At 71.0% G+C, this 24,375-nt stretch carries 20 protein-coding genes and 1 pseudogene; 10 read left to right on the top strand and 11 right to left on the bottom strand.

Going from position 1 to position 24,375, the window contains the following annotated elements:
• Positions 1 to 18: 18 nt before the first annotated feature.
• The 4 genes from SVTN_RS19250 to SVTN_RS19235 are packed head-to-tail and all read right to left on the bottom strand — an operon-like array spanning position 19 to position 7,864.
• Positions 19 to 1,734: a GAF domain-containing sensor histidine kinase gene (locus SVTN_RS19250; RefSeq protein ID WP_041130222.1), complete on the bottom strand. Its 1,716-nt coding sequence runs from the start codon at positions 1,732 to 1,734 to the stop codon at positions 19 to 21.
• 20 nt (positions 1,735 to 1,754) lie between these two features.
• Positions 1,755 to 5,297: a thiol reductant ABC exporter subunit CydD gene (cydD, locus tag SVTN_RS19245; RefSeq protein WP_041134050.1), complete on the bottom strand. Its 3,543-nt coding sequence runs from the start codon at positions 5,295 to 5,297 to the stop codon at positions 1,755 to 1,757.
• Between the two features lie 38 nt (positions 5,298 to 5,335).
• Entirely contained in the window at positions 5,336 to 6,337 is a 1,002-nt protein-coding gene (gene cydB, locus SVTN_RS19240; RefSeq protein ID WP_041130221.1) for a cytochrome d ubiquinol oxidase subunit II, read from the bottom strand.
• Between the two features lie 18 nt (positions 6,338 to 6,355).
• Positions 6,356 to 7,864, bottom strand: coding sequence for a cytochrome ubiquinol oxidase subunit I (locus SVTN_RS19235; protein ID WP_041130220.1), 1,509 nt, complete (start codon positions 7,862 to 7,864; stop codon positions 6,356 to 6,358).
• 204 nt (positions 7,865 to 8,068) lie between these two features.
• Here SVTN_RS19235 and SVTN_RS19230 point away from each other — a divergent pair, with 204 nt between their 5' ends.
• Positions 8,069 to 8,449 (top strand): cyclophilin-like fold protein, encoded by a 381-nt coding sequence (locus SVTN_RS19230; protein WP_041130219.1) that lies wholly within the window; start codon positions 8,069 to 8,071, stop codon positions 8,447 to 8,449.
• A gap of 105 nt (positions 8,450 to 8,554) precedes the next feature.
• Here the strand turns inward: SVTN_RS19230 and hisC are convergent, their stop codons facing one another.
• A complete protein-coding gene (gene hisC / locus SVTN_RS19225; protein ID WP_041130218.1) occupies positions 8,555 to 9,649 on the bottom strand; it encodes a histidinol-phosphate transaminase in 1,095 nt (364 codons plus the stop codon).
• Between the two features lie 391 nt (positions 9,650 to 10,040).
• Here hisC and SVTN_RS19220 point away from each other — a divergent pair, with 391 nt between their 5' ends.
• From SVTN_RS19220 to SVTN_RS19210, 3 genes are all read left to right on the top strand, one after another.
• Positions 10,041 to 11,147 (top strand): LacI family DNA-binding transcriptional regulator, encoded by a 1,107-nt coding sequence (locus SVTN_RS19220; protein ID WP_041130217.1) that lies wholly within the window; start codon positions 10,041 to 10,043, stop codon positions 11,145 to 11,147.
• A 264-nt stretch (positions 11,148 to 11,411) separates the two neighbouring features.
• Positions 11,412 to 12,878 (top strand): metallophosphoesterase, encoded by a 1,467-nt coding sequence (locus SVTN_RS19215; protein ID WP_041130216.1) that lies wholly within the window; start codon positions 11,412 to 11,414, stop codon positions 12,876 to 12,878.
• Positions 12,879 to 13,038: 160 nt separating this feature from the next.
• On the top strand, positions 13,039 to 13,689 hold the full coding sequence (locus tag SVTN_RS19210; protein ID WP_041130215.1) for a hypothetical protein: 651 nt from the start codon (positions 13,039 to 13,041) through the stop codon (positions 13,687 to 13,689).
• Positions 13,690 to 13,712: 23 nt separating this feature from the next.
• Here SVTN_RS19210 and thiC read toward each other — a convergent pair whose 3' ends face one another.
• Positions 13,713 to 15,494, bottom strand: coding sequence for a phosphomethylpyrimidine synthase ThiC (gene thiC, locus SVTN_RS19205; protein WP_041130214.1), 1,782 nt, complete (start codon positions 15,492 to 15,494; stop codon positions 13,713 to 13,715).
• Between the two features lie 199 nt (positions 15,495 to 15,693).
• Between thiC and SVTN_RS19200 the strand changes: the two genes are divergently transcribed.
• Positions 15,694 to 17,016: a YibE/F family protein gene (locus SVTN_RS19200; protein WP_041130213.1), complete on the top strand. Its 1,323-nt coding sequence runs from the start codon at positions 15,694 to 15,696 to the stop codon at positions 17,014 to 17,016.
• A gap of 76 nt (positions 17,017 to 17,092) precedes the next feature.
• Here SVTN_RS19200 and SVTN_RS19195 read toward each other — a convergent pair whose 3' ends face one another.
• The 4 genes from SVTN_RS19195 to SVTN_RS19180 all read right to left on the bottom strand — a co-directional run bounded on the left by SVTN_RS19195 (position 17,093) and on the right by SVTN_RS19180 (position 19,462).
• On the bottom strand, positions 17,093 to 17,533 hold the full coding sequence (locus SVTN_RS19195) for an SsgA family sporulation/cell division regulator (protein ID WP_041130212.1): 441 nt from the start codon (positions 17,531 to 17,533) through the stop codon (positions 17,093 to 17,095).
• Between the two features lie 138 nt (positions 17,534 to 17,671).
• Positions 17,672 to 18,436 carry an IclR family transcriptional regulator gene (locus tag SVTN_RS19190; RefSeq protein WP_078908411.1) on the bottom strand — a complete coding sequence of 255 codons (765 nt, stop codon included), beginning with the start codon at positions 18,434 to 18,436 and terminating at the stop codon, positions 17,672 to 17,674.
• A gap of 242 nt (positions 18,437 to 18,678) precedes the next feature.
• On the bottom strand, positions 18,679 to 18,897 hold the full coding sequence (locus SVTN_RS19185; RefSeq protein WP_041130211.1) for a DUF5326 family protein: 219 nt from the start codon (positions 18,895 to 18,897) through the stop codon (positions 18,679 to 18,681).
• A gap of 247 nt (positions 18,898 to 19,144) precedes the next feature.
• Positions 19,145 to 19,462 (bottom strand): cupin domain-containing protein, encoded by a 318-nt coding sequence (locus tag SVTN_RS19180; RefSeq protein ID WP_041130210.1) that lies wholly within the window; start codon positions 19,460 to 19,462, stop codon positions 19,145 to 19,147.
• A 50-nt stretch (positions 19,463 to 19,512) separates the two neighbouring features.
• Between SVTN_RS19180 and SVTN_RS19175 the strand changes: the two genes are divergently transcribed.
• The 5 genes and pseudogenes from SVTN_RS19175 (at position 19,513) to SVTN_RS19160 (ending at position 23,163) form a co-directional block, all read left to right on the top strand.
• Complete coding sequence (locus tag SVTN_RS19175; RefSeq protein ID WP_041130209.1) at positions 19,513 to 19,890, top strand: phage holin family protein; 378 nt, start codon at positions 19,513 to 19,515, stop codon at positions 19,888 to 19,890.
• 9 nt (positions 19,891 to 19,899) lie between these two features.
• A pseudogene (locus SVTN_RS42170) lies at positions 19,900 to 20,383 on the top strand (low molecular weight protein-tyrosine-phosphatase).
• On the top strand, positions 20,380 to 21,519 hold the full coding sequence (locus SVTN_RS19170) for a cystathionine gamma-lyase (protein ID WP_041130208.1): 1,140 nt from the start codon (positions 20,380 to 20,382) through the stop codon (positions 21,517 to 21,519). Before SVTN_RS42170 ends, SVTN_RS19170 begins: the two are co-directional and overlap by 4 nt.
• A gap of 232 nt (positions 21,520 to 21,751) precedes the next feature.
• A complete protein-coding gene (locus SVTN_RS19165; protein ID WP_041130207.1) occupies positions 21,752 to 22,648 on the top strand; it encodes a LysR family transcriptional regulator in 897 nt (298 codons plus the stop codon).
• Between the two features lie 35 nt (positions 22,649 to 22,683).
• Positions 22,684 to 23,163, top strand: coding sequence for an NUDIX domain-containing protein (locus tag SVTN_RS19160; RefSeq protein WP_041130206.1), 480 nt, complete (start codon positions 22,684 to 22,686; stop codon positions 23,161 to 23,163).
• Here the strand turns inward: SVTN_RS19160 and SVTN_RS19155 are convergent.
• Positions 23,160 to 24,350 (bottom strand): globin domain-containing protein, encoded by a 1,191-nt coding sequence (locus SVTN_RS19155; protein WP_041130205.1) that lies wholly within the window; start codon positions 24,348 to 24,350, stop codon positions 23,160 to 23,162. The genes SVTN_RS19160 and SVTN_RS19155 overlap by 4 nt on opposite strands.
• Between the last annotated feature and the right edge of the window lie 25 nt (positions 24,351 to 24,375).

The raw sequence follows: 24,375 nt of genomic DNA, 5'->3' as shown, positions 1-24,375 counted from the left end.
GACCAGGCCGGGCCGGCCCTAGAGCGGGGCCTCCCACACCACCGTCGTCCCGCCGCCGCCCTCGCCCAGGCCCGGGTCGCACCAGCTCGCGCCGCCCAGCGACTCGGCCCGGCGGGCCAGGTTCCGCAGGCCGCTGCGGCGCCCGCCCGCCGGGATGCCGATGCCGTCGTCGGCGACCGAGAGCCGTACCCCGGCGGAACCGTCGGGCAGGGTGACCCCGGCGTCGACGACCACCTCGATGCGGCCCGCCTCCGCGTGCCGGAACGCGTTGGAGAGCGCCTCGCGCAGGGCGGCGATGAGGTTCTTGCCGGTGAGTTCGCCGACCGTCGAGTCGATCGCGCCGAGGAAGCGGTGCGCGGGCTTGAAGCCGAGCGGCACGGCCGCCATGTTGATCTCCCGCAGGACGCGGGTGCGCAGCCCCGACGGCGCCTCGGCGGGGCCCTGCTGGAGCGCGAAGATCGCCGTACGGATCTCCTGGATGGTCACGTCCAGCTCGTCCACGGCCTTGCCCACGCCCTCGCGCACGGCCGGCACGATCGACTTCCGCTGGGCGCTCTCCAGCATCATCCCGGTGGCGAAGAGCCGCTGGATGACCAGGTCGTGCAGGTCGCGGGCGATCCGGTCGCGGTCCTCGTAGACGGCGAGGCGCTCCCGGTCGCGCTGTGCGTCGGCCATCATCAGGGCGAGCGCGGCCTGCGAGGCGAACTGGGTGGCGAGCGTCCGCTCCGCCTCCGTGAACTGCCTGGCCCCCCGCGCCCGGGGCGTGGCGAGCGCGCCGAGGACCCGTCCGCCGCTCTGCAGCGGCAGCATCATGCTCGGTCCGTACGGGGCCGTCAGCCGGCTGATCATGCGCGGGTCCGTGGAGGCGTCGGCCACGAAGACCGCCTCGCCCTCCAGGAGCTGCTTCACGACGGCGCTCTCGGGCGGGATCACCACGCCGAGCGACTTCACGGGCCGGGGCGAGGAGACGGCGACGATCTCCAGGCCGCCCTCCTCGGCGGGCAGCAGCACGATCCCGGCGTCCGCGTCGGCGAGCCGGCGGGCCTGTTCGGCGACGACCGTGAGGGCGTCGTCCGCGTCGCCGCCGGAGAGCAGTGCGGTGGTGACGGCGACCGAGCCGTCGATCCACCGCTCGCGCTGCCGGGCCGCCTCGTAGAGACGCGCGTTGCCGATCGCGATGCCGGCCTCGGTGGCGAGGACCCGGACCATGTGCACGTCGTAGTCGTTGAACTCGCCGCCGCCGTGCTTCTCCGCGAGGTAGAGGTTGCCGAAGATCTCGCCCTGGACCCGGATGGGGACGCCGAGGAAGGTCCGCATCGGCGGATGTCCTGGTGGGAAGCCGGCCGCGCGCGGATCGGTGGACAGATCGGCGAGGCGGATGGTCTGCGGGTCGCGGATCAGCGCGCCGAGCAGCCCCGCGTGGCCGTCGGGGCGCCGGCCGATCCGGCGGTCCGTGTCCTCGTCGACGCCGAAGGTGACGAAGGCGGAGAGGCCCTCGCCCTCGTCGTCGACGACGCCGATCGCGGCGTAGCGGGCGTCGGCGAGTTCGGCGGCGGTCTCGCAGATCCGGTCGAGGGTGGAGTGGAGTTCGAGGCCGGTGCCGACCGAACGCATGGCCTCCAGGAGCTGCGGCACGCGGGCGGTGAGCTCCGTGGACAGCCCCTGGAGACTGCGGGTGACCCGGGTGGCGGCTTCCAGGGGGTCCGAGGACTCGGACGACGCGGCGGCGGTCATGACCTTGAGCCTAGTAAGTCCTATTTGGCAAGAAAAGTCGTCCGGGTGGCCGCGCCGACCAGCAGATCGCTCTCCTCCTCCTGCTCCAGCATCCGCCGCAGCGGTCCGTCGGCCGCCGCGAGCTCGGCGTACGGGCCGCGCTGCACGGTCCGGCCCTCGTCGAGGACCACCACCTCGTCGACGGCGTCGAGACCGTGCAGCCGGTGGGTGATGAGGACGGTGGTGCGACCCTCGGTGGCCCGGAGCAGGTCGTCGGTGAGCGCGTCGGCGGTGGCCAGGTCCAGGTGCTCGGCGGGTTCGTCGAGGACGAGGACCGGGAAGTCGGCGAGGAGGGCCCGGGCGAGCGCGAGGCGCTGCCGCTGACCGCCGGAGAGCTGCGAACCGTGCTCGCCCACGAGGGTGTCGAGTCCGGCGGGCAGCCCGTCGACCCAGTCGAGCAGCCGGGCCCGGCGCAGCGCCTCGCGCAGCTCCTCGTCGTCCGCGCCGACCTTGGCGAGCCGCAGGTTCTCGCGGACGGAGCTGTCGAAGAGGTGGGCGTCCTGGGCGCAGAGCCCGACGAACCGCCGGACGGCATCGCCGTCGAGTTCCCAGGCCGGCACGCCACCGATCCGGTACACACCGTCCTCCACGTCCAGGAACCGCAGCAGCACCTGGGCGAGCGTGGTCTTGCCGGAGCCGGAGGCGCCGACGACCGCGACCCGCCGCCCGGCCTCCAGGGTGAGGGCGAAGTCGTCGAGCGCGTGCCGGTCCTGCCCGGCGTGCCGGGCGGAGAGCCCGGCCAGCTCCAGCGGGAACGGGCTCGCCGGGGGAGCGGCGGGCGTCTCCGGTTCGTGTACGGGGACGGGGGCGTCGAGCACCTCGAAGACCCGCTCGGCGCTGCGCTTGACGCGCTGCCGGTACTGGACGGCGAGGGGCAGCCCGGTGACGGCCTCGAAGGCGGCGAGCGGGGTCAGGACGACCACGGCGAGGGCCACCCCGTCGAGCCGCCCGTCCCGTACGGCCTGGACGCCGACGAGCGCGGCGGCCGCGACCGTCAGGCCGCAGACCAGGGCCGAGAGCCCGGCCCCGAGCGCGGTGGCGGCGGCCTGCCGGGAGGCGATGGAGGTGAGGGCGCGGTCGGCGTCCCGGGCCCGCTCGATCCGGCCCCGGAGCGCACCGGCGACGGTCAGTTCGGCGCAGCCGCGCAGCAGGTCGGCCACGGCGGTCGCCAGGGCGCCGCGCGCGGGGGCGAGCCGCCGCTCGGCCCGGCGGGCGAGGGCCCCGCCGGCCGCCGGCACGAGGACGCCCGCGACCAGCAGCCCGACGGCGAGGACGGCCCCGGCCTCGGGCAGCAGCCAGGCGGTGAACCCCACGGAACCGACCCCCACGAGGAGCGCGGCACCCACCGGGAGCAGCCAGCGCAGCCAGTAGTCCTGGAGCGCGTCGACGTCCTGGACGAGCCGCGCGAGGAGGTCACCGCGCCGGGTGCGGCGCAGTCCGGCCGGGGCGATCCGCTCCAGGCGCCGGTAGACGTTGACCCGCAGGTCGGCGAGCATCCGCAGGACGGCGTCGTGCGAGACGAGCCGCTCGGCGTACCGGAAGACGGCCCGCCCGATCCCGAAGGCACGCGTGGCGGTGACGGCCATCATCAGATAGAGCACGGGCGGCTGCTCGGAGGCCCGAGAAATGAGCCACCCGGACACGGCCATGAGCCCCACGGCAGACCCGAGCGCCAGACTCCCCAGCACCAGCGCGAGCGCGACCCGCCCCTTGACCCCCCGAGCCATGGCTCGTACCCGGGCAAGGGCCGCCCCACGACGTGTGGGCATCTGTTCCGCAAAGGGCGGAACGGGTGGGCACACGCCCGCACCTGCGCCGGACCCGGCGCCCTCGGTGCCCTGGACGGTCACCCCCGGGGCCTCCGCGCTGACAGGGCCCGCACCGCGCACCGCACCGCCCAGCGAAACCACCCGGTCCGCGACCGCGAGCAGCGCAGGCCGGTGCACCACAAGCAGCACCGTCCGCCCTGCGGCCAGGCGCCGCACCGCCTCCACGACCCCCGCCTCGGTGACACCGTCCAGCGCCGCCGTCGGCTCGTCCAGCAGCAACAACGGCCGGTCCGCCAGAAACGCCCGCGCGAGCGCGAGCCGTTGCCGCTGCCCCGCCGAGAGCCCCGCACCGTCCTCGCCGAGGACCGTGTCGACTCCCGAAGGCAGCCCCGCGACGAACCCGTCCGCCCCCGCGTCCCGCAGTGCCTCCCGTACCGCCGAGTCGGACGCGTCCGGCCGGGCGAGCCGTACGTTCTCGGCGACCGTCCCCGCGAACAGGTACGGCCGCTGCGGCACCCAGGCGATCCGGTCCCGCCACGCCTCCAGGTCGAGCGACCCCAGATCGACGCCCCCGACCCGTACGGAACCGCCCTCCTCCGGCACCGCGAACCCGAGCACGACGTCGAGCAGCGTCGACTTCCCGACCCCGCTGGGCCCGACCAGGGCCACCGTCTCGCCCGGCTCGACCGTCAGCGTCGCCGCGTCGAGCGAGGGCTCGGCGCGCCCCGCGTGCCGCACCGTCACCCGGTCAAGATCAAGCCGTACGGAAGCGGGCACCGCCCCCGTACCGCCATCCCGCACCGGGGCTTCCAGGACCTCGAAGATCTCCTCCGCCGCCGCGAGCCCCTCCGCCGCAGCGTGGTACTGCGCCCCCACCTGCCGCAGCGGGAGGTACGCCTCGGGCGCCAGGATCAGGATGACGAGCCCGGTGAAGAGGTCGAGCTCGCCGTGGACGAGCCGCATGCCGATGGTCACGGCGACCAGCGCGACCGACAGCGTCGCGAGCAGCTCCAGGGCGAAGGAGGAGATGAAGGCGATCCGCAGCGTCCGCATCGTCGCCTGGCGGTACTCGGAGGTGATCGCGCGGATCGACTCGGCCTGGGCCTTCGCCCGGCCGAAGATCTTGAGAGTGGGAAGGCCGGCCACCACGTCCAGGAAGTGGCCCGAGAGCCGCGAGAGCAGCTTCCACTGCCGGTCCATCCGGGCCTGGGTGTACCAGCCGATGAGGATCATGAAGACCGGGATGAGCGGCAGCGTGACGACGATGATCGCCGCCGAGACCCAGTCCTCGGTGACGATCCGGGCCAGGACGGCCACCGGCACGACCACCGCGAGGCCGAGCTGCGGCAGATAGCGGGCGAAGTAGTCATCGAGGGCGTCCACGCCCCGGGTGGCGAGGGCGATCAGCGAACCGGCCTTCTGCCCGCTCAGCCACCCGGGCCCGAGTGCGGCCGCGCGGCCGAGGAGCCGGCCGCGGAGCTCGGACTTGACCGCCGCGCTCGCCCGGTGGGCGGCGAGCTCGGTCAGCCAGGAGACGAGCCCCCGCGCCACCGCGACTCCGGCGAGCAGCAGCAGGGGCGTGGTCAGATCGGAAACCGACCGGGCCTGCTGGAAGGCCCCCACCACGATCTCGGCGATGAGCATCGCCTGGGCGATGACCAGCGTCGCTCCGACGAGGCCGAGCGCGACCACCGCGATCAGGAAGAGACGGGTGGCCCTGGCGTACCGGAGCAGGCGCGGGTCGATCGGTTTCACGTGAAACATGCCCCTCTAGTGAGCGTCGGGCGTCAGCCCTAGTGTGCGTCGGCGATGTGCTGCGTACCGATGCGCTTGCGGAACACCCAGTAGGTCCAGCTCTGGTAGAGCAGCACCAGCGGGGTCGCGATCGCCGCGCACCAGGTCATGATCTTGAGCGTGTACGGGCTCGACGAAGCGTTCGTCACGGTGAGACTCCACTCCGGGTCGAGCGAAGACGGCATGACGTCCGGGAAGAGCGCGAGGAAGAGCATCGCCACCGCGGCGGCGATCGTGACGCCCGAGAGCGCGAACGACCAGCCCTCGCGCCCCGCCCTGATGGCCCCGATCGCGCCGACGAGCGCCACCGCGGCGACCAGCATCGCCACGAGGCTCCCGCCGTCTCCCGTGTGGACCTGGGTCCAGATCAGGAAGCCGAGCGCGAGCACCGCCGTGACCAGGCCCAGCTTGAACGCGAGCGCCCGCGCCCGCTCCCGGATGTCCCCGACCGTCTTGAGCGAGGCGAAGACCGCGCCGTGGAAGGTGAAGAGGGTGAGCGTGACCAGGCCGCCGAGGAGCGCGTACGGGTTGAGCAGGTCCCAGAAGCCGCCGACGTACTCCATGTCGGCGTCGATCTTCACGCCCCGGACGATGTTGCCGAAGGCCACGCCCCAGAGGAGCGCGGGGACCAGCGAGGTCCAGAAGATGGCCTGCTCCCAGTTGCGCTGCCAGTTCTCCTCTGGCCGCTTCGCCCGGTACTCGAAGGCGACGCCCCGGACGATCAGGCAGACCAGGATGATCAGCAGCGGCAGGTAGAAGCCGGAGAACAGCGTCGCGTACCACTCGGGGAACGCGGCGAAGGTCGCGCCGCCGGCGGTGAGCAGCCACACCTCGTTGCCGTCCCAGACGGGTCCGATGGTGTTGATGAGGACCCGCTTCTCGGCCCGGTCGCGGGCGAGCAGCTTGGTCAGGATGCCGACCCCGAAGTCGAAGCCTTCGAGGAAGAAGTAGCCGATCCAGAGGACGGCGATGATGACGAACCAGACGTCGTGGAGTTCCATGCCTCGATCTCCTGAGCCTCAGTACGAGAAGGCCATGGGCCGGTCGGGGTCACGAGAGTCCCCGCCGATCTTGGTGGGCGGGTTGAGGTCGTCCTCGGTGAGCTCCGGCGGTCCCGCCTTGACGTACTTGACGAGGAGCTTGACCTCGACGACGGCGAGGATCGCGTAGAGCGCGGTGAAGACGATCATCGAGGTGAGGACCTCGCCCTGGGAGGTTCCGGGGGAGACCGCGTCGCGGGTGCGCAGCACGCCGTAGACGACCCAGGGCTGACGGCCCATCTCGGTGAAGATCCAGCCCCAGGAGTTCGCGATCAGCGGGAACGCCATGGTCCAGAGGGCGACGATCCAGTACCACCTGCCCAGGCGGGGGCTGAGCGCCTTCCGCTTGAACAGGACCAGGTTCGGCACCTCGTCCTCACCGGTCCGCATGCCCGGCGCCAGCATGAACTTCTTCCGGGTCAGCCAGAGGCCGATCACTCCGACGCCCAGCGAGGTCATGCCGAAGCCGATCATCCAGCGGAAGCCCCAGTAGGCGACGGGGATGTTGGGCCGGTAGTCGCCGGGCCCGAACTTCTCCTGCTCGGCCTTGTTGACGTCGTTGATGCCCGGGACGTACGAGCTGAAGTCGTCGTTCGCGAGGAAGGACAGCAGGCCCGGGATCTCTATGGCGACCGTGTTGTGGCCCTTCTCGACGTCGCCGTAGGCGAAGACGGAGAAGGGTGCGGGCGCCTCGCCGTCCCAGAGCGCCTCGGCGGCGGCCATCTTCATCGGCTGCTGCTTGAACATGACCTTGCCGAGCAGGTCGCCGCTGATGGCGGTGCCGAGGCCGGCGATGATCAGGGTGATCAGGCCGAGCCGCAGCGAGGTCCGCATGATCGGGATGTGCTTCTTGCGGGCCAGGTGGAAGGCGGAGATGCCCACCATGAACGCGCCGCCGACCAGGAACGCCGCCGTGATCGTGTGGAAGAACTGGGTGAGCGCGGTGTTCTGGGTGAGCACGTGCCAGAAGTCGGTGAGCTCCGCCCGGCCGCGCTCCTTGTTGATCCTGTAGCCCACGGGGTGCTGCATCCAGGAGTTGGCCGCCAGGATGAAGTACGCGGAGAGGATCGTGCCGATCGACACCATCCAGATGCAGGCGAGGTGGATCCGCTTCGGCAGCTTGTCCCACCCGAAGATCCACAGACCGATGAAGGTCGACTCGAAGAAGAAGGCGATGAGCGCCTCGAAGGCGAGCGGGGCGCCGAAGATGTCGCCGACGAAGCGGGAGTAGTCGGACCAGTTCATGCCGAACTGGAACTCCTGCACGATCCCGGTGACCACACCCATGGCGATGTTGATCAGGAAGAGCTTGCCCCAGAACTTCGTCGCCCTGAGGTACTTCTCCTTGCCCGTGCGGACCCAGGCGGTCTGGATGCCGGCGGTGAGGGCGGCAAGCGAGATCGTCAGGGGTACGAACAGGAAGTGGTAGACGGTGGTAATGCCGAACTGCCAGCGCGCCAGTGTCTCCGGCGCCAAAGCTAGGTTCACGTCGTCTTCTCCTTACTCGACGTGGTCACAGCGGGCAGTCTGCCTGGCGGGTTCCACCCAAACAGGGAGGAAGCAGGACACGCTTGTGAACGCGTTCACATTCACAAGCATTATTGCTCATACGAAATCCGTACGTAAGAGCGGGGTCCCCCTACTCGAAGGTCACCCCTTCCCGAGACCTTCAACATATTGTTGAATCGGGGCATGACCCTTCGGATCCGCATCTCCTGGCCCGCCGGCCACACCACGGCCACCATCGACGAAACCCCCACGAGCAAAGCGCTCGTGGGGGCTCTTCCGATCGTCTCCACCGCCCGCACCTGGGGCGAGGAGGTCTACTTCGACACGCTGGTCTCCGCCGCGCTCGAGTCCGACGCCCGGCAGGTCGTCGAGCCGGGCACGGTGGCGTTCTGGACGGAGGGCGACGCGCTCGCCCTCCCCTACGGCCCCACCCCGATCTCGCGGGGTGACGAATGCCGGCTCGCGAGCCCGTGCAATCTGCTCGGCGCGCTCGACGGCGACCCGCGGATCCTGGCCACCGTCAGGGACGGCGACCCGATCCGCGTGGAACTCGTCTCGGGCTGATCGGCCCTCGCCGATCAGCCCTGACTCGATCAACCCTGGCTCGATCAACCCTGGACTCGATCGCCCCTGGCTCGATCAGCCTCGGCCCGATCGGCCCTGACTCGATCAGCCCTGGCGGAAGCCCTCCGCCGCCTTCAGGAACAGGTCGTTCGCCTCGGTCTCACCGATCGTGACGCGCACGCCCTCGCCCGCGAACGGCCGCACCATCACGCCGTGCCGCTCGCACTCCGCCGCGAAGTCCATGGTCCGCTCGCCGAGCCGCAGCCAGACGAAGTTCGCCTGGGTGTCCGGCACGGTCCAGCCCTGGGCCACGAGCCCCGCATGGACCCGCTCGCGCTCGGCCACCAGCGAGCCGACCCGCCCGAGCAGTTCGTCCTCGGCCCGCAGCGAGGCCACCGCCGCGTCCTGCGCCAGCTGGCTCACGCCGAACGGCACCGCCGTCTTGCGCAGCGCCGCCGCGACCGGCTCGTGGGCGACCGCGAAGCCCACCCGCAGCCCCGCCAGGCCGTACGCCTTGGAGAAGGTGCGCAGCACGGCCACGTTCGGCCGGTCGCGGTAGAGCTCGATGCCGTCCGGGATGTCGGTGTCGCGGACGAACTCCCGGTACGCCTCGTCGATCACGACCAGGACGTCGGAGGGCACCCGGTCGAGGAAGCGCTCCAGCTCCGCCCGGCGCACCGCGGTGCCCGTGGGGTTGTTGGGGTTGCAGACGAAGATCAGCCGGGTGCGCTCGGTGATCGCCTCGGCCATCGCGTCGAGGTCGTGCACCTCGCCCTCGGTCAGCGGCACCTGCACCGAGGTGGCCCCGCTGATCTGCGTGATGATCGGGTACGCCTCGAAGGAGCGCCAGGCGTAGATGACCTCGTCGCCCGGGCCCGAGGTGGCCTGGAGCAGCGACTGCGCGACGCCGACGGAGCCGGTGCCGGTGGCCAGGTGCGAGACGGGCACGCCGAAGCGGTCCGCCAGCTCCTCCGTGAGACCGGTGCAGGCCATGTCCGGGTAGCGGTTGAAGTTCGCGGCGGCGGCGAGCGTGGTCTCCATGACGCCCGGCAGCGGCGGGTAGGGGTTCTCGTTGGAGGACAGCTTGAAGGCCACGGGCCCGCCCGCGGCGGCCGGCTTGCCCGGCTTGTAGGTGGGGACGCCGTCCAGCTCGGCGCGCAGCCTGGGGCTGCCGGTCCTCGTCCCGCTGGTCTCGCTCACAGTGTGGCCTCCTCGACCGTCCGTACCGCCAATACTCCTCACCTTAAGAGGATTCGCCCCCGCTGCGAATGGGCTGTGGACAACAGGAGGGACACGCTGTGGATACGGCCCCGCTCCCGGCGGGGAAGAGGGGGAGCGCGCGGACGGGTGGCGTGCGCTGGTGGCGGGCGCCGTGGCGCGCATCCCCCGTAGAGGTGAGTTGAGACCTCTTCGAGACCTCGCCCCCTCGCCAGGCCCAGACCGCTCGATGAGCATAGATCGCACGGCAGAGGCCCCAACTACCTTCGATTCAGCTCCTCTTGGTCCCGTTCGATCATGCAGAAACGTGCCTGTCAACGCCTGCATATGCGACCGTCCCGACCGCCCCTCATCGCCCTACTATCGGCTCGCCATGACAGCAGCAGGGAAGCACCAGGTGAGCCGGGCACAGACCCGGGGAAGCCGGCAGGGCCGGGCAGGCATCCGGGACGTGGCCGCCGCCGCCGGGGTCTCCATCACGACTGTCTCCGACGCGCTCAACGGCAAGGGCCGACTCCCGGACGCCACCCGCCGCCACGTCCGCGAGGTCGCCGACAGGCTGGGCTACCGCCCATCCGCGGCGGCCCGCACGCTCCGTACCGGCAAGTCGGGACTCATCGGCCTGACCGTGACCACGTACGGGGATGAACCTTTCACCTTCACCGAATTCGCGTACTTCGCGGAGATGGCCAGAGCAGCCACATCGGCGGCACTCGCCCGGGGCTACGCCCTGGTCATCCTCCCCGCCACCTCCCGCCATGACGTCTGGTCGAACGTCGCCCTCGACGGCACCGTCGTCATCGACCCCTCCGACCACGACCCGGTCGTCACCGAACTGGTCCGCCAGGGCCTGCCCGTCGTCTCCGACGGACGCCCCGCCGGCACCCTTCCGGTCACCGCCTGGGTCGACAACGACCACGAAGCCGCCGTCCTCGACCTGCTCGACCACCTCGCCGACGCCGGCGCCCGCCGGATCGGCCTCCTCACCGGAACCACCACCGACACGTACACCCGCCTGTCCACCACCGCGTACCTCAACTGGTGCGAACGGGTGGGCCAGGACCCCGTCTACGAGGCCTATCCGGCGCACGACCCGTGCGCGGGCGCCGTCGCGGCCGACCGGCTGCTCGCCCGCCCGGACCGGCCCGACGCCGTGTACGGCCTCTTCGACCCCAACGGGACCGACCTCCTCGCGGCCGCGCGCCGCTACGGACTGCGCGTCCCGGACGACCTGCTGCTGGTCTGCTGCAGCGAGTCGACCGTCTACGCCACCACCGAACCGCCCATCACCACGCTCTCGCTCAAGCCGCGCCGGATCGGCACGGCCGTCGTCCAGCTCCTCATCGACGCCATCGAGGGGATCGACACCGACGGTCCGGTCGAGCAGGTGATACCGACCGAACTCATCGTCCGTACGTCCTCGCAGCGCCGTTCGCCGCGCACTACGGTCAGCCCGCCGCGCTCGCCCGCGAAGGACTGACCCCTCCGTCATCCGACCCGCCGTCCCCGCCCCTGCCCGTGGGTGGGAACGGCGAAACCGGTCACCGTACCGGTCTCGACCCTGGACTGGACCTTCCTAATTCGGGCGAAACGACCGGTGAACCCGGAGTGGACCCGGATTCACCACCCCTGGTGCGTCACACAGGAGGACGCTCATTCCTATGATGGGCGGACGACACCGCGGACCACCCCGACCAGGCCGGTCCGCGATGTGCAGGGCATCGCGACGGTGGTGGAGGGGTCGATGACTCAGGGGGCCGGTCAGGAGCCCGTGGTACGCACGGCGACATTGCGTGACTTCCGCGTACCGCCGTACGCCCGCGTGCCCGTGCAGGGCCACGCCGCCGAGCCCCCCTCCCCGGAGGAACCGGCGTCGACGCCGGTGGTCGAGCCCGCACCCGTCGAACGCCTGACCCCCGTCGAACACCCGGCGTCCGCCGCGCACCTGCCCCCGGTCGCCCCTTCCCCGGTCGAGGCCGTCCCGGTCCCGGCCCCACCGCTCGCGGCCTCCCCGGTCGAGGCCGTCCCGGTCCCGACCCCGCCGGCCGAGCCCCTCCCGGCCGCGTCCGTACCGGCACCACCGGCACCCGCGCCCACCGCCCAGGCCGCACCCGTCGCCCAGCCCGTACCCCCCGCGCCGCAGGCACCCGCGCCCGCCGATCCGACCCTCCACCTGGGGCACCGCCTCGCCCCGGGGTACACCACCGCCACGACCGGTTCCTCCATCGTCTCCGTCGCCACCGGCCACCCCGGCAACGCCTTCCCCGAGGGCGAGCCCGAGGGGTACACCCCGACCGAGCGCGACCTCCCGGTCATCAACCGCGGCGACACCGTCCAGGTCCCCGTCACCCCCGAGCCGGTCCCCGCCCCGGCGCCCTCGAACGGCGACGGACCCGGCCCCCTCTACGTCGTCGGCGACGTCCACGGCTACCTCGACGAGCTCGTCGCCGCCCTGCGCGCCCAGGGCCTCATCGACGAGAACGGCGGCTGGGCCGCGGGCAACGCCCGGCTCTGGTTCCTCGGCGACTTCACCGACCGCGGCCCCGACGGCATCGGCGTCATCGACCTCGTCATGCGCCTCTCCGCCGAGGCCGCCGCCGCCGGCGGCTACTGCAAGGCCCTCATGGGCAACCACGAGCTGCTGCTCATCGGCGCCAAACGCTTCGGCGACACGCCCGTCAACTCCGGCGCGGGCACCGCCACCTTCCAGGCCGCCTGGCTGCTCAACGGCGGCCAGAAGCACGACATGGACCGCCTCCAGGACGTCCACCTCCAGTGGATGTCCCGGCTGGACGCCGTGGTGCAGGAGGACGACCACCTCCTCCTGCACTCCGACACCACCGCGTACCTCGAATACGGCGACACCATCGAGGACGTCAACGAAACGGTCCACGAGATCCTCAACCGGAACGACGCCGACGAGGTCTGGGACCTCTTCCGGAAGTTCACCAAGCGCTTCGCGTTCCGCGACGACGGCGGCCCGCAGGCCGTCCAGGAGCTGCTCGCCACCTACGGCGGCCGCCGGATCGTGCACGGCCACAGCCCCATCCCGTACCTCCTCGGCCAGGTCGGCACGGAGGACGGCGAGGACGGCGGAGGCCCGGTCGTCGACGGACCGCACGTGTACGCCGACGGTCTCGCGATCGCCATGGACGGCGGAGTGACCATGGCCGGAAAACTACTGGTCGTCCAACTCCCCTTGAGCGGCTGACGCATAACCCTGCGCATCCGGGGAAGTCGATTTCCGGAAACACCCTGTCAGGCCGTGGCGTCGCCGCAATACCATCGGGTCCATCCGTAGCAGGCTCTCCTCCGTTTCCGCCCAACCGACCGTTTCCCACGGCTGATCCGGGCCTACGGAGCATCGGGGGATGCACATGAACGTGGCTCCGCACCTGCTGACCGAGGACCGCGCCGAATACGAGCGGATCCTCGACGACGCACTGAGCACCGCCCACGCACGTCCGGAACTCGCCGGAGTCGGAACCCGGCTGACGGTCGCGCAGCTGCGCGCCATGACGCTGAACGCGACAGCGCTGATCACCACCGCAGCGGCGAGCGAGTACGACCACTTCGTGAAGGTCCGCGAGCAGAACCGCGCGGCCGCCCGGACCCGCACACCCGTGCCGGACCCCGGGGCGAACCCCGGCACGGGCGTCGGCGTCGTCGCCATCGTCAACGTGATGGTGCCCGTCCTCGCGGGCACGGCCGCCGCGATACTCCTGCTGGTCGGGGCGGTCCTGCACGCCCTCGCCCCCACGGTGGTGTTCGGCGAGACCCTGCTGACGGCCGGCCTCGTCTTCGCCGCCCTCGCCGCCGCCGGCCTGCTCAGCGCGGGCGCCGGCCTCCTCGTGACCGCCCTGCGCAACAGACCGGCCGCGGCGGACGGCACCGCCACGGCCGACGACGAACTCACCCTCGCCCGGGAGGCCTGGCGCCGCGCCCTCCTGGAGCGCGGCATCCTCCCCTTCCTCCGCGACGCCCTCGCCGCGACCGGACCACCGGACGCGGCGAGGCCCTGAGGAGCGGGCGACGGGACCGGGACCTACTCGGCCAGCGGCAGGTAGACGCGGTTGCCGCTCGCCGCGAACTCCTTCGACTTCTCCGCCATGCCGGCCTCGATCTCCTGCTGCGTACCGCCGTGCTCACGCCGGATGTCCTGGGAGATCTTCATCGAGCAGAACTTCGGACCGCACATCGAGCAGAAGTGCGCGGTCTTCGCGGGCTCCGCCGGCAGCGTCTCGTCGTGGAACTCGCGGGCCGTGTCCGGGTCGAGGGCCAGGTTGAACTGGTCCTCCCAGCGGAACTCGAACCGCGCGTCGGACAGCGCGTCGTCCCACTCCTGCGCGCCCGGGTGCCCCTTGGCGAGGTCCGCAGCGTGCGCCGCGATCTTGTACGTGATGACGCCGGTCTTCACGTCGTCGCGGTTCGGCAGGCCCAGGTGCTCCTTGGGCGTGACGTAGCAGAGCATCGCCGTGCCCCACCAGGCGATCATCGCCGCGCCGATGCCCGAGGTGATGTGGTCGTACGCCGGGGCGACGTCCGTGGTCAGCGGGCCGAGCGTGTAGAACGGCGCCTCCTCGCAGATCTCCTGCTGGAGGTCGATGTTCTCCTTGATCTTGTGCATCGGGACGTGCCCGGGGCCCTCGATCATCGTCTGCACGTTGTGCCGCTTGGCGATCGTGTTCAGCTCGCCGAGCGTGCGCAGCTCCGCGAACTGCGCCTCGTCGTTGGCGTCCGCGATCGAGCCGGGGCGCAGGCCGTCGCCGAGCGAGTAGGTGACGTCGTACGCCGCGAGGATCTCGCAGAGCTCCTCGAAGTTCGTGTAGAGGAAGTTCTCCTTGTGGTGCGCCAGACACCAGGCGGCCATGATCGAGCCGCCGCGCGAGACGATGCCGGTCTTGCGGCGCGCGGTGAGCGGCACGTACGGCAGGAGCACGCCGGCGTGGACCGTCATGTAGTCGACGCCCTGCTCGGCCTGCTCGATGACCGTGTCCTTGTAGATCTCCCAGGTCAGCTCCTCGGCCTTGCCGTCGACCTTCTCCAGGGCCTGGTAGAGCGGCACGGTGCCGATCGGCACGGGGGAGTTGCGCAGCACCCACTCGCGGGTGGTGTGGATGTTGCGGCCGGTGGACAGGTCCATGACCGTGTCGGCGCCCCACTTGGTCGCCCAGGTCATCTTCTCCACCTCCTCCTCGATGGAGGAGGTGACGGCGGAGTTGCCGATGTTGGCGTTGACCTTCACCAGGAACCGCTTGCCGATGATCATCGGCTCGATCTCCGGGTGGTTCACGTTCGCCGGCAGCACCGCGCGGCCCGCGGCGATCTCCTCCCGTACGACCTCGGGGGAGACGTTCTCGCGGATCGCGACGTACTCCATCTCCGGGGTGATCTCCCCCCGGCGGGCGTACGCGAGCTGGGTCACGGCCTGGCCGCTGCGGCCGCGGCGCGGCAGGCGGGGGCGGCCGGGGAAGACGGCGTCGAGGTTCTTCAGCCCACCGCCGCGCGGGGAGGTGTGCTTGATGCCGTCGTCCTCGGGGCGGACCGGGCGGCCCGCGTACTCCTCGGTGTCGCCGCGCGCGATGATCCAGTTCTCGCGCAGCGGCGGAAGGCCCCGCCGGACATCGGTGTCGATGGCGGGGTCGGTGTACGGGCCGGACGTGTCGTACAGCGTGACGTCCTTGCCGTTGGTGAGGTGCACCTGGCGGACGGGCACCCGGAGGTCGGGGCGCGAGCCCTGGACGTACCCCTTGTGCCAGCCCGGCGTGCGCTCGCCCTGGCCGTCGTTCTGGTCGGAGGCAGGCGTGCGTGCATCCTGAATGGTCATGAGACCGATCTCCCTACGCCGGCATTACCCGGTAACAGGTTCGGCGGTCGGCGCAGCCTCCTCCCGTACGTGCGTACGGTGATCAGCGCCCTCTCAGCCCGGTGCTCCGAGCTCCCGCGTGTGCAAAGGTGCCACCACGCTAGCGCCATCCCTGGCGTGCTGAACAGTGGGCCCCTGCCGTTCTTGCGATGATCGGTCGGTGACTTCCCCCCAGCAGCCCCCCGAACCTCATGACCACGAGCACTCCCATTCCCACAGCCACGGCCCCGCCGCTCCCGTCTCCCGGCACCTGCGCAGAGTCATCGCCGCGATCCTGATCCCCTTCGCCACCGCGGTCGTCGTGGGGCTCGTGGTCCTCTGGCCGGGTGGCACCCCGGCGCACGAGCGCACCGGCGTCGGCTTCGACCGGCAGACCGAGCAGGGCAAGGTCGTCTCCGTCGAGCACGTCGACTGCAAGGACGTGAACGCCGCGCAGGTCCCGCCGACCGGCGACACCTCCACTCCGGAGGGCCGCGAGGCGGTCAACGCCCAGCAGGGGCAGTGCGAGAAGGCGACGGTCGAGGTCACCACCGGCCCGGACACGGGGCGCAGGTTCGTCGAGATCGTGCAGCCGGACGCTCCGCGCCAACTGCACGAGGGTCAGGGCGTGGTGGTGGCGTACGCCCCCGACGCCCCGCACGACCTGCAGTACTCGGTGACCGATGTGAACCGCAAGGTGCCGCTGGCGGTGCTCGCCGGCATCTTCGCCCTCGCGGTGGTGGTGGTCGGCCGGATGCGGGGCGTCATGGCGCTCATCGCGCTCGCCGTGAGCTTCCTCGTGCTGACGTACTTCATCCTGCCGGCGATCCTGCAGGGGTCGAACCCGCTGGTCGTGGCGGTGGTCGGGTCGAGCGCGATCATGCTGATCGCGCTCTACATGTGCCACGGGCTCTCGGCCCGCACCTCGGTCGCCGTGCTCGGCACGCTGATCTCGCTGCTGCTGATCGGTCTGCTCGGCTCGCTCTTCATCGGCTGGGCCTCGCTCAGCGGCAACACCGACGACAACACCGGTCTGATCCACGGCCTGTACCCGGAGATCGACATGTCCGGCCTGCTGCTCGCCGGGATCATCATCGGTTCGCTCGGCGTGCTCGACGACGTGACGGTCACCCAGACCTCGGTGGTCTGGGAGCTGCACCAGGCCGATCCGGGCATGGGGCCGCGCGGCCTGTACCGGGCCGGGATCCGGATCGGCCGCGACCACATCGCCTCGGTCGTGAACACGCTGGTGCTCGCCTACGCGGGTGCCGCCCTGCCGCTGCTGCTGCTCTTCTCCATCGCGCAGAGCAGCATGGGGACGGTGGCCAACAGCGAGCTGGTCGCCGAGGAGATCGTCCGGACCCTGGTCGGGTCGATCGGTCTGGTGGCGTCCGTTCCGCTCACCACGGGACTCGCGGCCCTGGTCGTCTCCGCCGACCGTCCGGCCTCCGGGGGCGGGAAGCCGGCGGCGGTACGGGGAGGGCGGCGCCGCCGCGCCAAGTGAGGCGTACGTACAGGGGCTCGGGCCGGCCCGGCTCGGGGAGGGTCCGGCTCGAACGGGCCTGCTCAGGCGGGCCTGCTCAGGCGGGGCCGGCGTTCTCCTCGGCCAGGATCCGGCCGAGTGCGGCCTCCAGGTGGTCCTCGAAGTCACCGAGTGTCCGTTCCTGACCGAGCGGAACCAGCTTGTCCGTTCGGTCGAGGAAGGCGACCAGCGGCGGCGCGCTGGCCCGGAACAGCGCGCGGTCGCCGCCCACCTGGAGCCGGATGGAGACGTCCGAGAGCCTCTCCGGATCCGTGGGGGCGATGTGCACATCCCCGTCCCCACTCGGCCGGTTGATCCCGTCGAGCAGCAGTTCCCTTCCGAACGCCCAGGTCACGGGCGCGTCTCCGGGGAGGTGGAAGGTCATCCGCACCGCGTAGGGATCCCGGGTCTCATAACGGAGTTCGACCGGGATCTTGAAGGAGAGCTCCTCGGAGACGAGGAAGCTCATCAGGACCTCGGCCTGAACCGACTCTCGCATCGTGTACCCCGCAGTAGATGAAGCAGTTGTGTGAACACAGCTGCTGAAAGCTGTGACCGAAACGGCCAGGAATGATCCCCCGTGGCCCTCTTGACGCAATCGTGCTGTACGCGTTAGCAGATCACAAGGAGTGATTTTTCAGATACTGATAGAGAACGCGAGTGAACCGAAGAGCCTCCCGATCTCCGTGCGTAGCCGCTCGACTGCTGGGAGCAACCGTTCTTCCTGGTGGAGGGGGAGGGAAATCGCCATCGTGCCCGCCGCGGAGCCCACGGTGATGGGGATGGCGGCACAGACCGTGCCGAGCGCATATTCCTGACGCTCCACCAGGGGTTCCATTCGCCCCAAACCGCCCAAACGCTCCGAAAGGGCACGGCGGTTACGCACCGTGTACGGAGTGATGGCTTCCACCGGATGGCGGTCGAGGTGGTCTTGACGAGATTTCGGATCGAGTTGACTCAGCAGGCACTGCCCGATCGCGTGGGCGTGCGCCGTCTCGCGGAAGTCGGCCCATTCCTCGACTGCGGGGTTGGAAGGGGTGTCGGCGACGGCGACGAGTTCGACCTCGCCCTCGCGGTAGACGGCGAAGTAGATGGGTACACCGATCTCGTCCCGCCATGCGGCGAGGGAGTCTTCGATCTTGATGCGACGATTCTGCACATCTCCGCCGCCGGCCAGTCGGACGGCGGCGTCGCCCAGGACGAACACACCCTTGTCGCGGAGCAGATAGCCCTCGTGCGTCAGGGTGCGGAGCAGGTGGTACGTGGTGGGCAGCGGAAGGCCCGTCTCACGGGCGAGCTGCTTGGCGGGGGCGCCCTCCGGATGGGAGGACACGGCCTCCAGGAGTCTCAGCGCCCGCTGCACCGAGCCGATCAGGGTAGGCGCAGCCGTCTGCGTGGCCATGGCCAAAGGTCACCCCCAGGCGTGACGACGGATGCGCGCACCCGCCCGCGGGGGCCGCCCCCGCGCGCCCGCCGGGCCTGGGAAACCGCTGGTCAGTACGGACGTCTACGCCCGTAGTCCCCAACACGGCGGAGAGATTCCACTCTAGTGGCAGCCCCGGGGCCCATACCTTGATTCGACCAGCGCGTTCCCCCGCCCGGGCTAATGCCCTCCATCGGCCTCATACCGATCAGTAGCTTGTGCTACCAGTCCTGGCGGGACCTGGCGGAGGAGCTGAACTTCCGCACGACGTAGATCAGTCCGGCGACGAGGGCCACGAAGAGCAGCACCTTGAAGAGCAGACTGACCACGAAGGTCAGGACGCTGGTGATCAGCCCGCCGAAGACGAACAGGGCGAGGAGGGGTATGGCGACCCACTTCACCCACCAGGGCATCCCCGCGAGAATCTCCCGTACGGCCATCGTCCCTACCTCGCTCCCGAAGAACCGCTCCGCGCGCTCTGCGCCGAACACCCTCAAGGCTAGGGGCGGGAGGAAGTCCGCGGGGGCCCCGCGGCCCCCGCTCTCCCCTGATCCGACCCTTAGGGGCCCGGGCTTCCCGACCCTCAGCCCTCCGGGTCCGGTTCGGATTCGGCCCTCCGGTTCCGGCTCAGCCCTTCCGGAACCGGCTCGGCCCTCCGAAGGTCCGGCTCGCCCTCCGAGGTCCGGCTCAGCCCTCCGGCGGTGAGAAGACCACCATGACCCGCAGGTCCTCGCTGATGTGGTGGAACCGGTGCTCCACCCCGGCCGGCACATAGACCACGCTGCCGCGCGCCACCTGGGTCGTCTCCGTCCCGACCGTGATCGCCGCCCGGCCGCTGACCACGAAGTACACCTCGTCCTGACCGTGCGGCCGCTGCGGATCGAGCTCCCCCGCGTCGAGGGCGTACAGACCCACCGACATGTTCCGCTCACGCAGGAACTGGAGGTACGCGCCCTTGTTCGCGGCGCGCTCCGCCTCCAGTTCATCCAGCCGGAATGCCTTCATCGCCTGCTCGCCCCTGCCCTGTCCCGATCATGTCTGCCACGATCAGACACATGAAGAATTTCGTCGTCAAGACGCTCGCGAACGCGGGCGCTCTCGGAGTCGCCATCTGGTTGCTCCAGGACATCACCCTGACCGGTGAGAGCACCGGCAAGAAGGCCTGGACCCTCATTCTCGTCGCCCTCGTCTTCGGGCTCGTGAACTTCCTGGTCAAGCCGATCGTCAAGCTGCTGACCCTTCCCCTCTTCATCCTGACCCTCGGTCTGATCACCCTGGTGGTCAACGCCCTGATGCTGCTGCTCACGTCGTGGCTGTCCGAGCAGCTCGACCTCAGCTTCCACGTGGAGGGCTTCTGGACCGCCGTCCTGGGCGGTCTGATCATCTCCGTCGTCTCGTGGGCGCTGAACGTCGTGCTCCCCGACGGCGACTGAGTGGGGACCATGGCCTACCGCGTCTGCTTCGTCTGCACGGGCAACATCTGCCGCTCGCCGATGGCCGAGCACGTCTTCCGCCGTCGGGTGGAGGAGGCCGGCCTCGGCGCTCTGGTGGAGATCGACAGCGCCGGCACCGGAGGCTGGCACGAGGGCGACGGAGCCGACCCGCGCACGGTCGCCGTGCTCGACGAGAACGGATACACCTCCGCGCACACCGCCCGGCGGTTCCGGTCCTCGTGGTTCCCCGCCCTCGACCTGGTGATCGCCCTGGACGAGGGGCATCTGCGGGAGCTCCGGGAGCTCGCCCGCACCCCCGACGAAGCGGCGAGGATAAGGCTCCTACGACCCGGCCGCCGGGCCCGGACTCGACGTCCCCGACCCCTACTACGGGGGCCGCGAGGAGTTCGAGGAGTGCCTGGAGATGGTGGAGGCCGCGAGCGAGGGACTGCTCGCGGCCGTACGCACGGAACTGGAGGAACGGACACGGTGACGGACCAGGAAATCGGCGACGGCACGCGGGCGGTACGGGCAGGACTGCCCGAGCCCGTGAAGTACGAACCGACCTTGCCGGGGCCGGTCTTCGCGGCCCACTTCCACCTGCCGGGCGAGCCGACCGGCCCGTACACCTACGGCCGCGACGAGAACCCGACCTGGACCCATCTGGAACGGGCGATCGGCGAGCTCGAGGCACCGGGGGAGGAGGGCGTGGAGACGCTGGTGTTCGCGTCCGGCATGGCCGCCGTCTCCGCCGTCCTCTTCTCCCAGCTGAAGGCGGGCGACGCGGTGGTGGTGCCGTCCGACGGCTACCAGGCCCTGCCCCTGGTGCACGAGCAGCTGCGGGCGTACGGCATCGAGGTCCGCACCGCGCCGACCGGCGGCGACGCCCAGCTGTCCGTACTGGACGGGGCCCGGCTGCTGTGGATCGAGACCCCGTCCAACCCCGGTCTCGACGTCTGCGACATCCGACGTCTGGTGGACGAGGCGCACGCGGCCGGGGCGCTCGTCGCCGTCGACAACACCCTCGCCACCCCGCTCGGCCAGCGCCCGCTCGCCCTGGGCGCGGACTTCTCCGTCGCCAGCGACACCAAGGGCATGACCGGGCACGGCGACATCCTGCTCGGCCATGTGAGCTGCCGGGATCCCCTGCGGGCCGCGGAGGTACGACGCTGGCGCAAGATCGTCGGCGCCATCCCCGGCCCCATGGAGGCCTGGCTCGCCCACCGGTCGCTCGCCACGCTCCAGCTGCGGATCGACCGGCAGTGCTCCACCGCGCTGGCCCTGGCGCGGGCGCTCGCCGAGCGCGCGGACGTGACCGGCCTTCGCTACCCCGGACTGCCCGACGATCCCTCGCACGCGGTGGCCGCCCGGCAGATGCGGCGCTTCGGACCGGTGGTCTCCTTCGAACTGGCGGACCGGAAGCGGGCCGATCGGTTCCTGGAGGAGCTGCGGCTCGTCGACGACGCCACCAGCTTCGGCGGCGTGCGCTCCACGGCGGAGCGGCGCGGGCGCTGGGGCGGGGACGCGGTCGCGGAGGGCTTCATCCGCTTCTCGGTCGGAGCCGAGGACCCGGAGGACCTGATCGCCGATGTGCTGCGCGCCCTCGACGAGGCCGGCGTCGCGGGCTGACCAGCGCCCCGGGACACGGACCGAGGACGCTCCGAGCCTCCCCCCTCATGGCTCGGAACGTCCTCGGTTCCATGCGCGGAGACCGCCTGCACAAGGCTAGTTGACTGTGCGTCAGTGTCCAATCACGGTAGCGACAGCGACCTATCGACTTATTTATAGTTGGACGGTCCTGAGGCGCAGTCAGCCGACCGCCTGAGTCGAACGGCCGCACGACGGCCGGGAGGGGGCGGACATGGATCTGGCCCTGCTGCGCACGTTCGTCACGGTGCACCGGGCCGGTTCCTTCACCCGCGCCGCCGCACTCCTCGGCCTCTCCCAGCCCGCCGTCACCAGCCAGATCCGGACCCTCGAACGGCAGTTGGGGCGGCCGCTCTTCCTCAGACAGGCGCGCGGAGTCACCCCCACCACCGTCGGCGACGAACTCGCGCACCGCGCGGCGCCCCATCTGGACGCCCTCGTGGAGATCGCCGAGACCGGTCTCGCCGAGGAGAGCGGGGTGCGCACCCTCCATCTCGCCGGGCCCCCGGAGTTCACCGCGCTGCGCGCGCTGCCCGCCCTCGCCCCGCTGGTCGGCCAGGGGCTCGCCGTGCGGGCCTCCTTCCTCGGCGACACGGAGGAGATCCTCGACGGGCTCGCCGCCGGACACCACGATCTGGCCATCGCCACCGCCCGTCCCCGGGGCGGTCTGCTCGTCTCCGTCCCGCTCTGCGACGAGGAACACGTCCTTGTCGCGGCCCCGCGCTGGGCCGCCAGGCTCTCCCCCGAGGTGCTCCTGGGCACGGGCGCGGTGGTCCTGGAGCAGCTGCCGGTGGTCGAGGTGCACGAGTCGCTGCCCTTCGTCTCCCGCTACTGGGCGAGCGTCTTCGAGACGAAACCGGCGGCCGCCGCCACCGTCATCGCCCCCGACCTGCGGGCCGTGCGGGACGTCGCCGCCTCCGGTGCCGGGCTCGCCGTCCTGCCGCGCTACCTGTGCGAGGAGGCCCTGGAGCGGGGACACCTCGTGGCGCTGCTCGACCCCCCGGTCCCGCCGCTCCGTACCTATTTCCTGGTCGCGCGCACGGGGACGCTCGCACTGTCCCCCTTGGCGCGGGCCCATGAGGAGCTGCTGCGCGCGGCCGGGAACTGGTGAGTTTCAGGACACCTCGGACGGGCCATTTTCTTCCCATGACCGAACGGCCCGTGATCAAGCGCACCGCACGCGCCATCCTGCTCGACGGGGACGACCTGATCCTCATCAAGCGGACCAAGCCCGGGATGGATCCCTACTGGGTCACGCCCGGCGGCGGCGTGGAGCCCACCGACGCCACCGTCGTCGAGGCCCTGCACCGCGAGGTGCTCGAAGAGCTCGGCGCGAAGATCACCGATGTGGTGCCCTGCTTCGTCGACACCGTCGAGCACATCGTCGACGGCGGGGTCTCCGGGGTGAAGGTCCAGCACTTCTTCGTGTGCCGGCTCGGCTCCATGGACCCCTCGCTGCGGCACGGCCCCGAGATGGAGGAACCGATCGGCGAGTACGAGGTCGTCCGGGTGCCCTTCAACCGGGTCGGCATCGCCGCCGTGAACCTCGTCCCGCTCTCCCTGCGCCACTACCTCGACGGCAACATCGAGGGCGTCCGCGCGATGCACGCCCCCGACCTGGGCTAACCCGCTGCGGGGGCGAGCTCCGTGAGGAAGTCGTGGCGGATGCGGTCCGAGGGGACTCCCGCTCCGCGCAGTGCGTCGACCCCGCAGCGGACCATGTCGAGCGGGCCCGAGAGATAGGCGTCGCGTTCGTTCCAGGGGCCGTAGCGGCAGACGGCCTCCGGGAGCCTCCCCTGTTCCTCGGTGACCGGGTGGACGGAGAGCCACGGGAAGGTCTTCTGCAGCCGCAGCATCGTGTCGATGTCATAGAGGTCGTGGCCGCTGCGCGCCCCGTAGAAGACGTCGACCGGGCGCCGGTCCCCGTGCTCGGCGACGTCCTCGACCAGTGCCTTGATCGGCGCTATCCCGGTGCCGCCGCCCATGCAGAGCAGACCGGTGTCCGTGGAGTGGTCGACCGTCATGGAGCCGGCCGGCGGACCGAGCCGCAGCACGTCCCCGGGGCGCGCCCGGTGGACCAGCGCGTTGGACACCCAGCCGGCCGGGACGGCCTTGACGTGGAGGGACAGCAGTCCGTCCGGCCGGGGTGCCGAGGCGAAGGAGTAGTGGCGCCATATCCGGGGCCACCACGGGGTCTCCAGGGTCGTGTACTGCCCGGCGAGGAAGGGGTACGGCCGGTCGGGCCTGAGCGTGACGACGGCGATGTCCGGGGTGCGCAGATCGTGGGAGACCACCTCGGCCTGCCACCAGGCGGGGGCGCTCCGCTCGTCCTCCGCGGCCGCGTCGATCATGATCTGGGAGATCGTCGTGTACGTGCGGACCCAGGCCGCCTCGGTCTCCTCGTCCCAGCTCTTCTCCGCGTACCGCACGAGCGCGCCGATGAGGGCCTCGCCGACGGCCGGGTAGTGGGTGGCCCGGGTCCCGTACTTCCGGTGCCCCCGACCGAGGTTCTCCAGGTACGCGGTGAGGACCGGGACGTCGTCCATGTGCTCGGCCGCCGTCAGGAGGGCCTTCAGGAGCCGGTCCCGCTGGGTGTCCATGGCCACGGGGAACATCTCGCGCAGCTCGGGGTGGTGGGTGAAGAGCAGGGCGTAGAAGTACGAGGTCACCCGGTCGGCGACCGGTGCGATCTCCGCCAGGGTGCGACGGACGAGAACGGCATCGGCGGAGGGTCCCTCGGATATCCGGGGTTCCTTCCCGTCCGCCGCCGGGGACTCCCGGTCGTCCGTCGTGGTGGTCGGAGCATCCATCATGTGCCTCGCCTCGCGCTGGCCGGCT

The sequence above is a fragment of the Streptomyces vietnamensis genome (assembly GCF_000830005.1).
Taxonomy (GTDB): Bacteria; Actinomycetota; Actinomycetes; order Streptomycetales; family Streptomycetaceae; genus Streptomyces; species Streptomyces vietnamensis.
This window is presented reverse-complemented; position numbering and strand designations above follow the sequence as displayed.

What these genes read in the sequence shown, in the direction of transcription:
- SVTN_RS19250 (WP_041130222.1), bottom strand. Translation starts at nt 1,734, where the DNA reads ATGACCGCCGCCGCGTCGTCCGAGTCCTCGGACCCCCTGGAAGCCGCC.
- cydB (WP_041130221.1), bottom strand. Translation starts at nt 6,337, where the DNA reads ATGGAACTCCACGACGTCTGGTTCGTCATCATCGCCGTCCTCTGGATC.
- SVTN_RS19230 (WP_041130219.1), top strand. Translation starts at nt 8,069, where the DNA reads ATGACCCTTCGGATCCGCATCTCCTGGCCCGCCGGCCACACCACGGCC.
- SVTN_RS19220 (WP_041130217.1), top strand. Translation starts at nt 10,041, where the DNA reads ATGACAGCAGCAGGGAAGCACCAGGTGAGCCGGGCACAGACCCGGGGA.
- SVTN_RS19215 (WP_041130216.1), top strand. Translation starts at nt 11,412, where the DNA reads ATGACTCAGGGGGCCGGTCAGGAGCCCGTGGTACGCACGGCGACATTG.
- SVTN_RS19210 (WP_041130215.1), top strand. Translation starts at nt 13,039, where the DNA reads ATGCACATGAACGTGGCTCCGCACCTGCTGACCGAGGACCGCGCCGAA.
- thiC (WP_041130214.1), bottom strand. Translation starts at nt 15,494, where the DNA reads ATGACCATTCAGGATGCACGCACGCCTGCCTCCGACCAGAACGACGGC.
- SVTN_RS19195 (WP_041130212.1), bottom strand. Translation starts at nt 17,533, where the DNA reads ATGCGAGAGTCGGTTCAGGCCGAGGTCCTGATGAGCTTCCTCGTCTCC.
- SVTN_RS19190 (WP_078908411.1), bottom strand. Translation starts at nt 18,436, where the DNA reads ATGGCCACGCAGACGGCTGCGCCTACCCTGATCGGCTCGGTGCAGCGG.
- SVTN_RS19185 (WP_041130211.1), bottom strand. Translation starts at nt 18,897, where the DNA reads ATGGCCGTACGGGAGATTCTCGCGGGGATGCCCTGGTGGGTGAAGTGG.
- SVTN_RS19180 (WP_041130210.1), bottom strand. Translation starts at nt 19,462, where the DNA reads ATGAAGGCATTCCGGCTGGATGAACTGGAGGCGGAGCGCGCCGCGAAC.
- SVTN_RS19175 (WP_041130209.1), top strand. Translation starts at nt 19,513, where the DNA reads ATGAAGAATTTCGTCGTCAAGACGCTCGCGAACGCGGGCGCTCTCGGA.
- SVTN_RS19165 (WP_041130207.1), top strand. Translation starts at nt 21,752, where the DNA reads ATGGATCTGGCCCTGCTGCGCACGTTCGTCACGGTGCACCGGGCCGGT.
- SVTN_RS19160 (WP_041130206.1), top strand. Translation starts at nt 22,684, where the DNA reads ATGACCGAACGGCCCGTGATCAAGCGCACCGCACGCGCCATCCTGCTC.
- SVTN_RS19155 (WP_041130205.1), bottom strand. Translation starts at nt 24,350, where the DNA reads ATGATGGATGCTCCGACCACCACGACGGACGACCGGGAGTCCCCGGCG.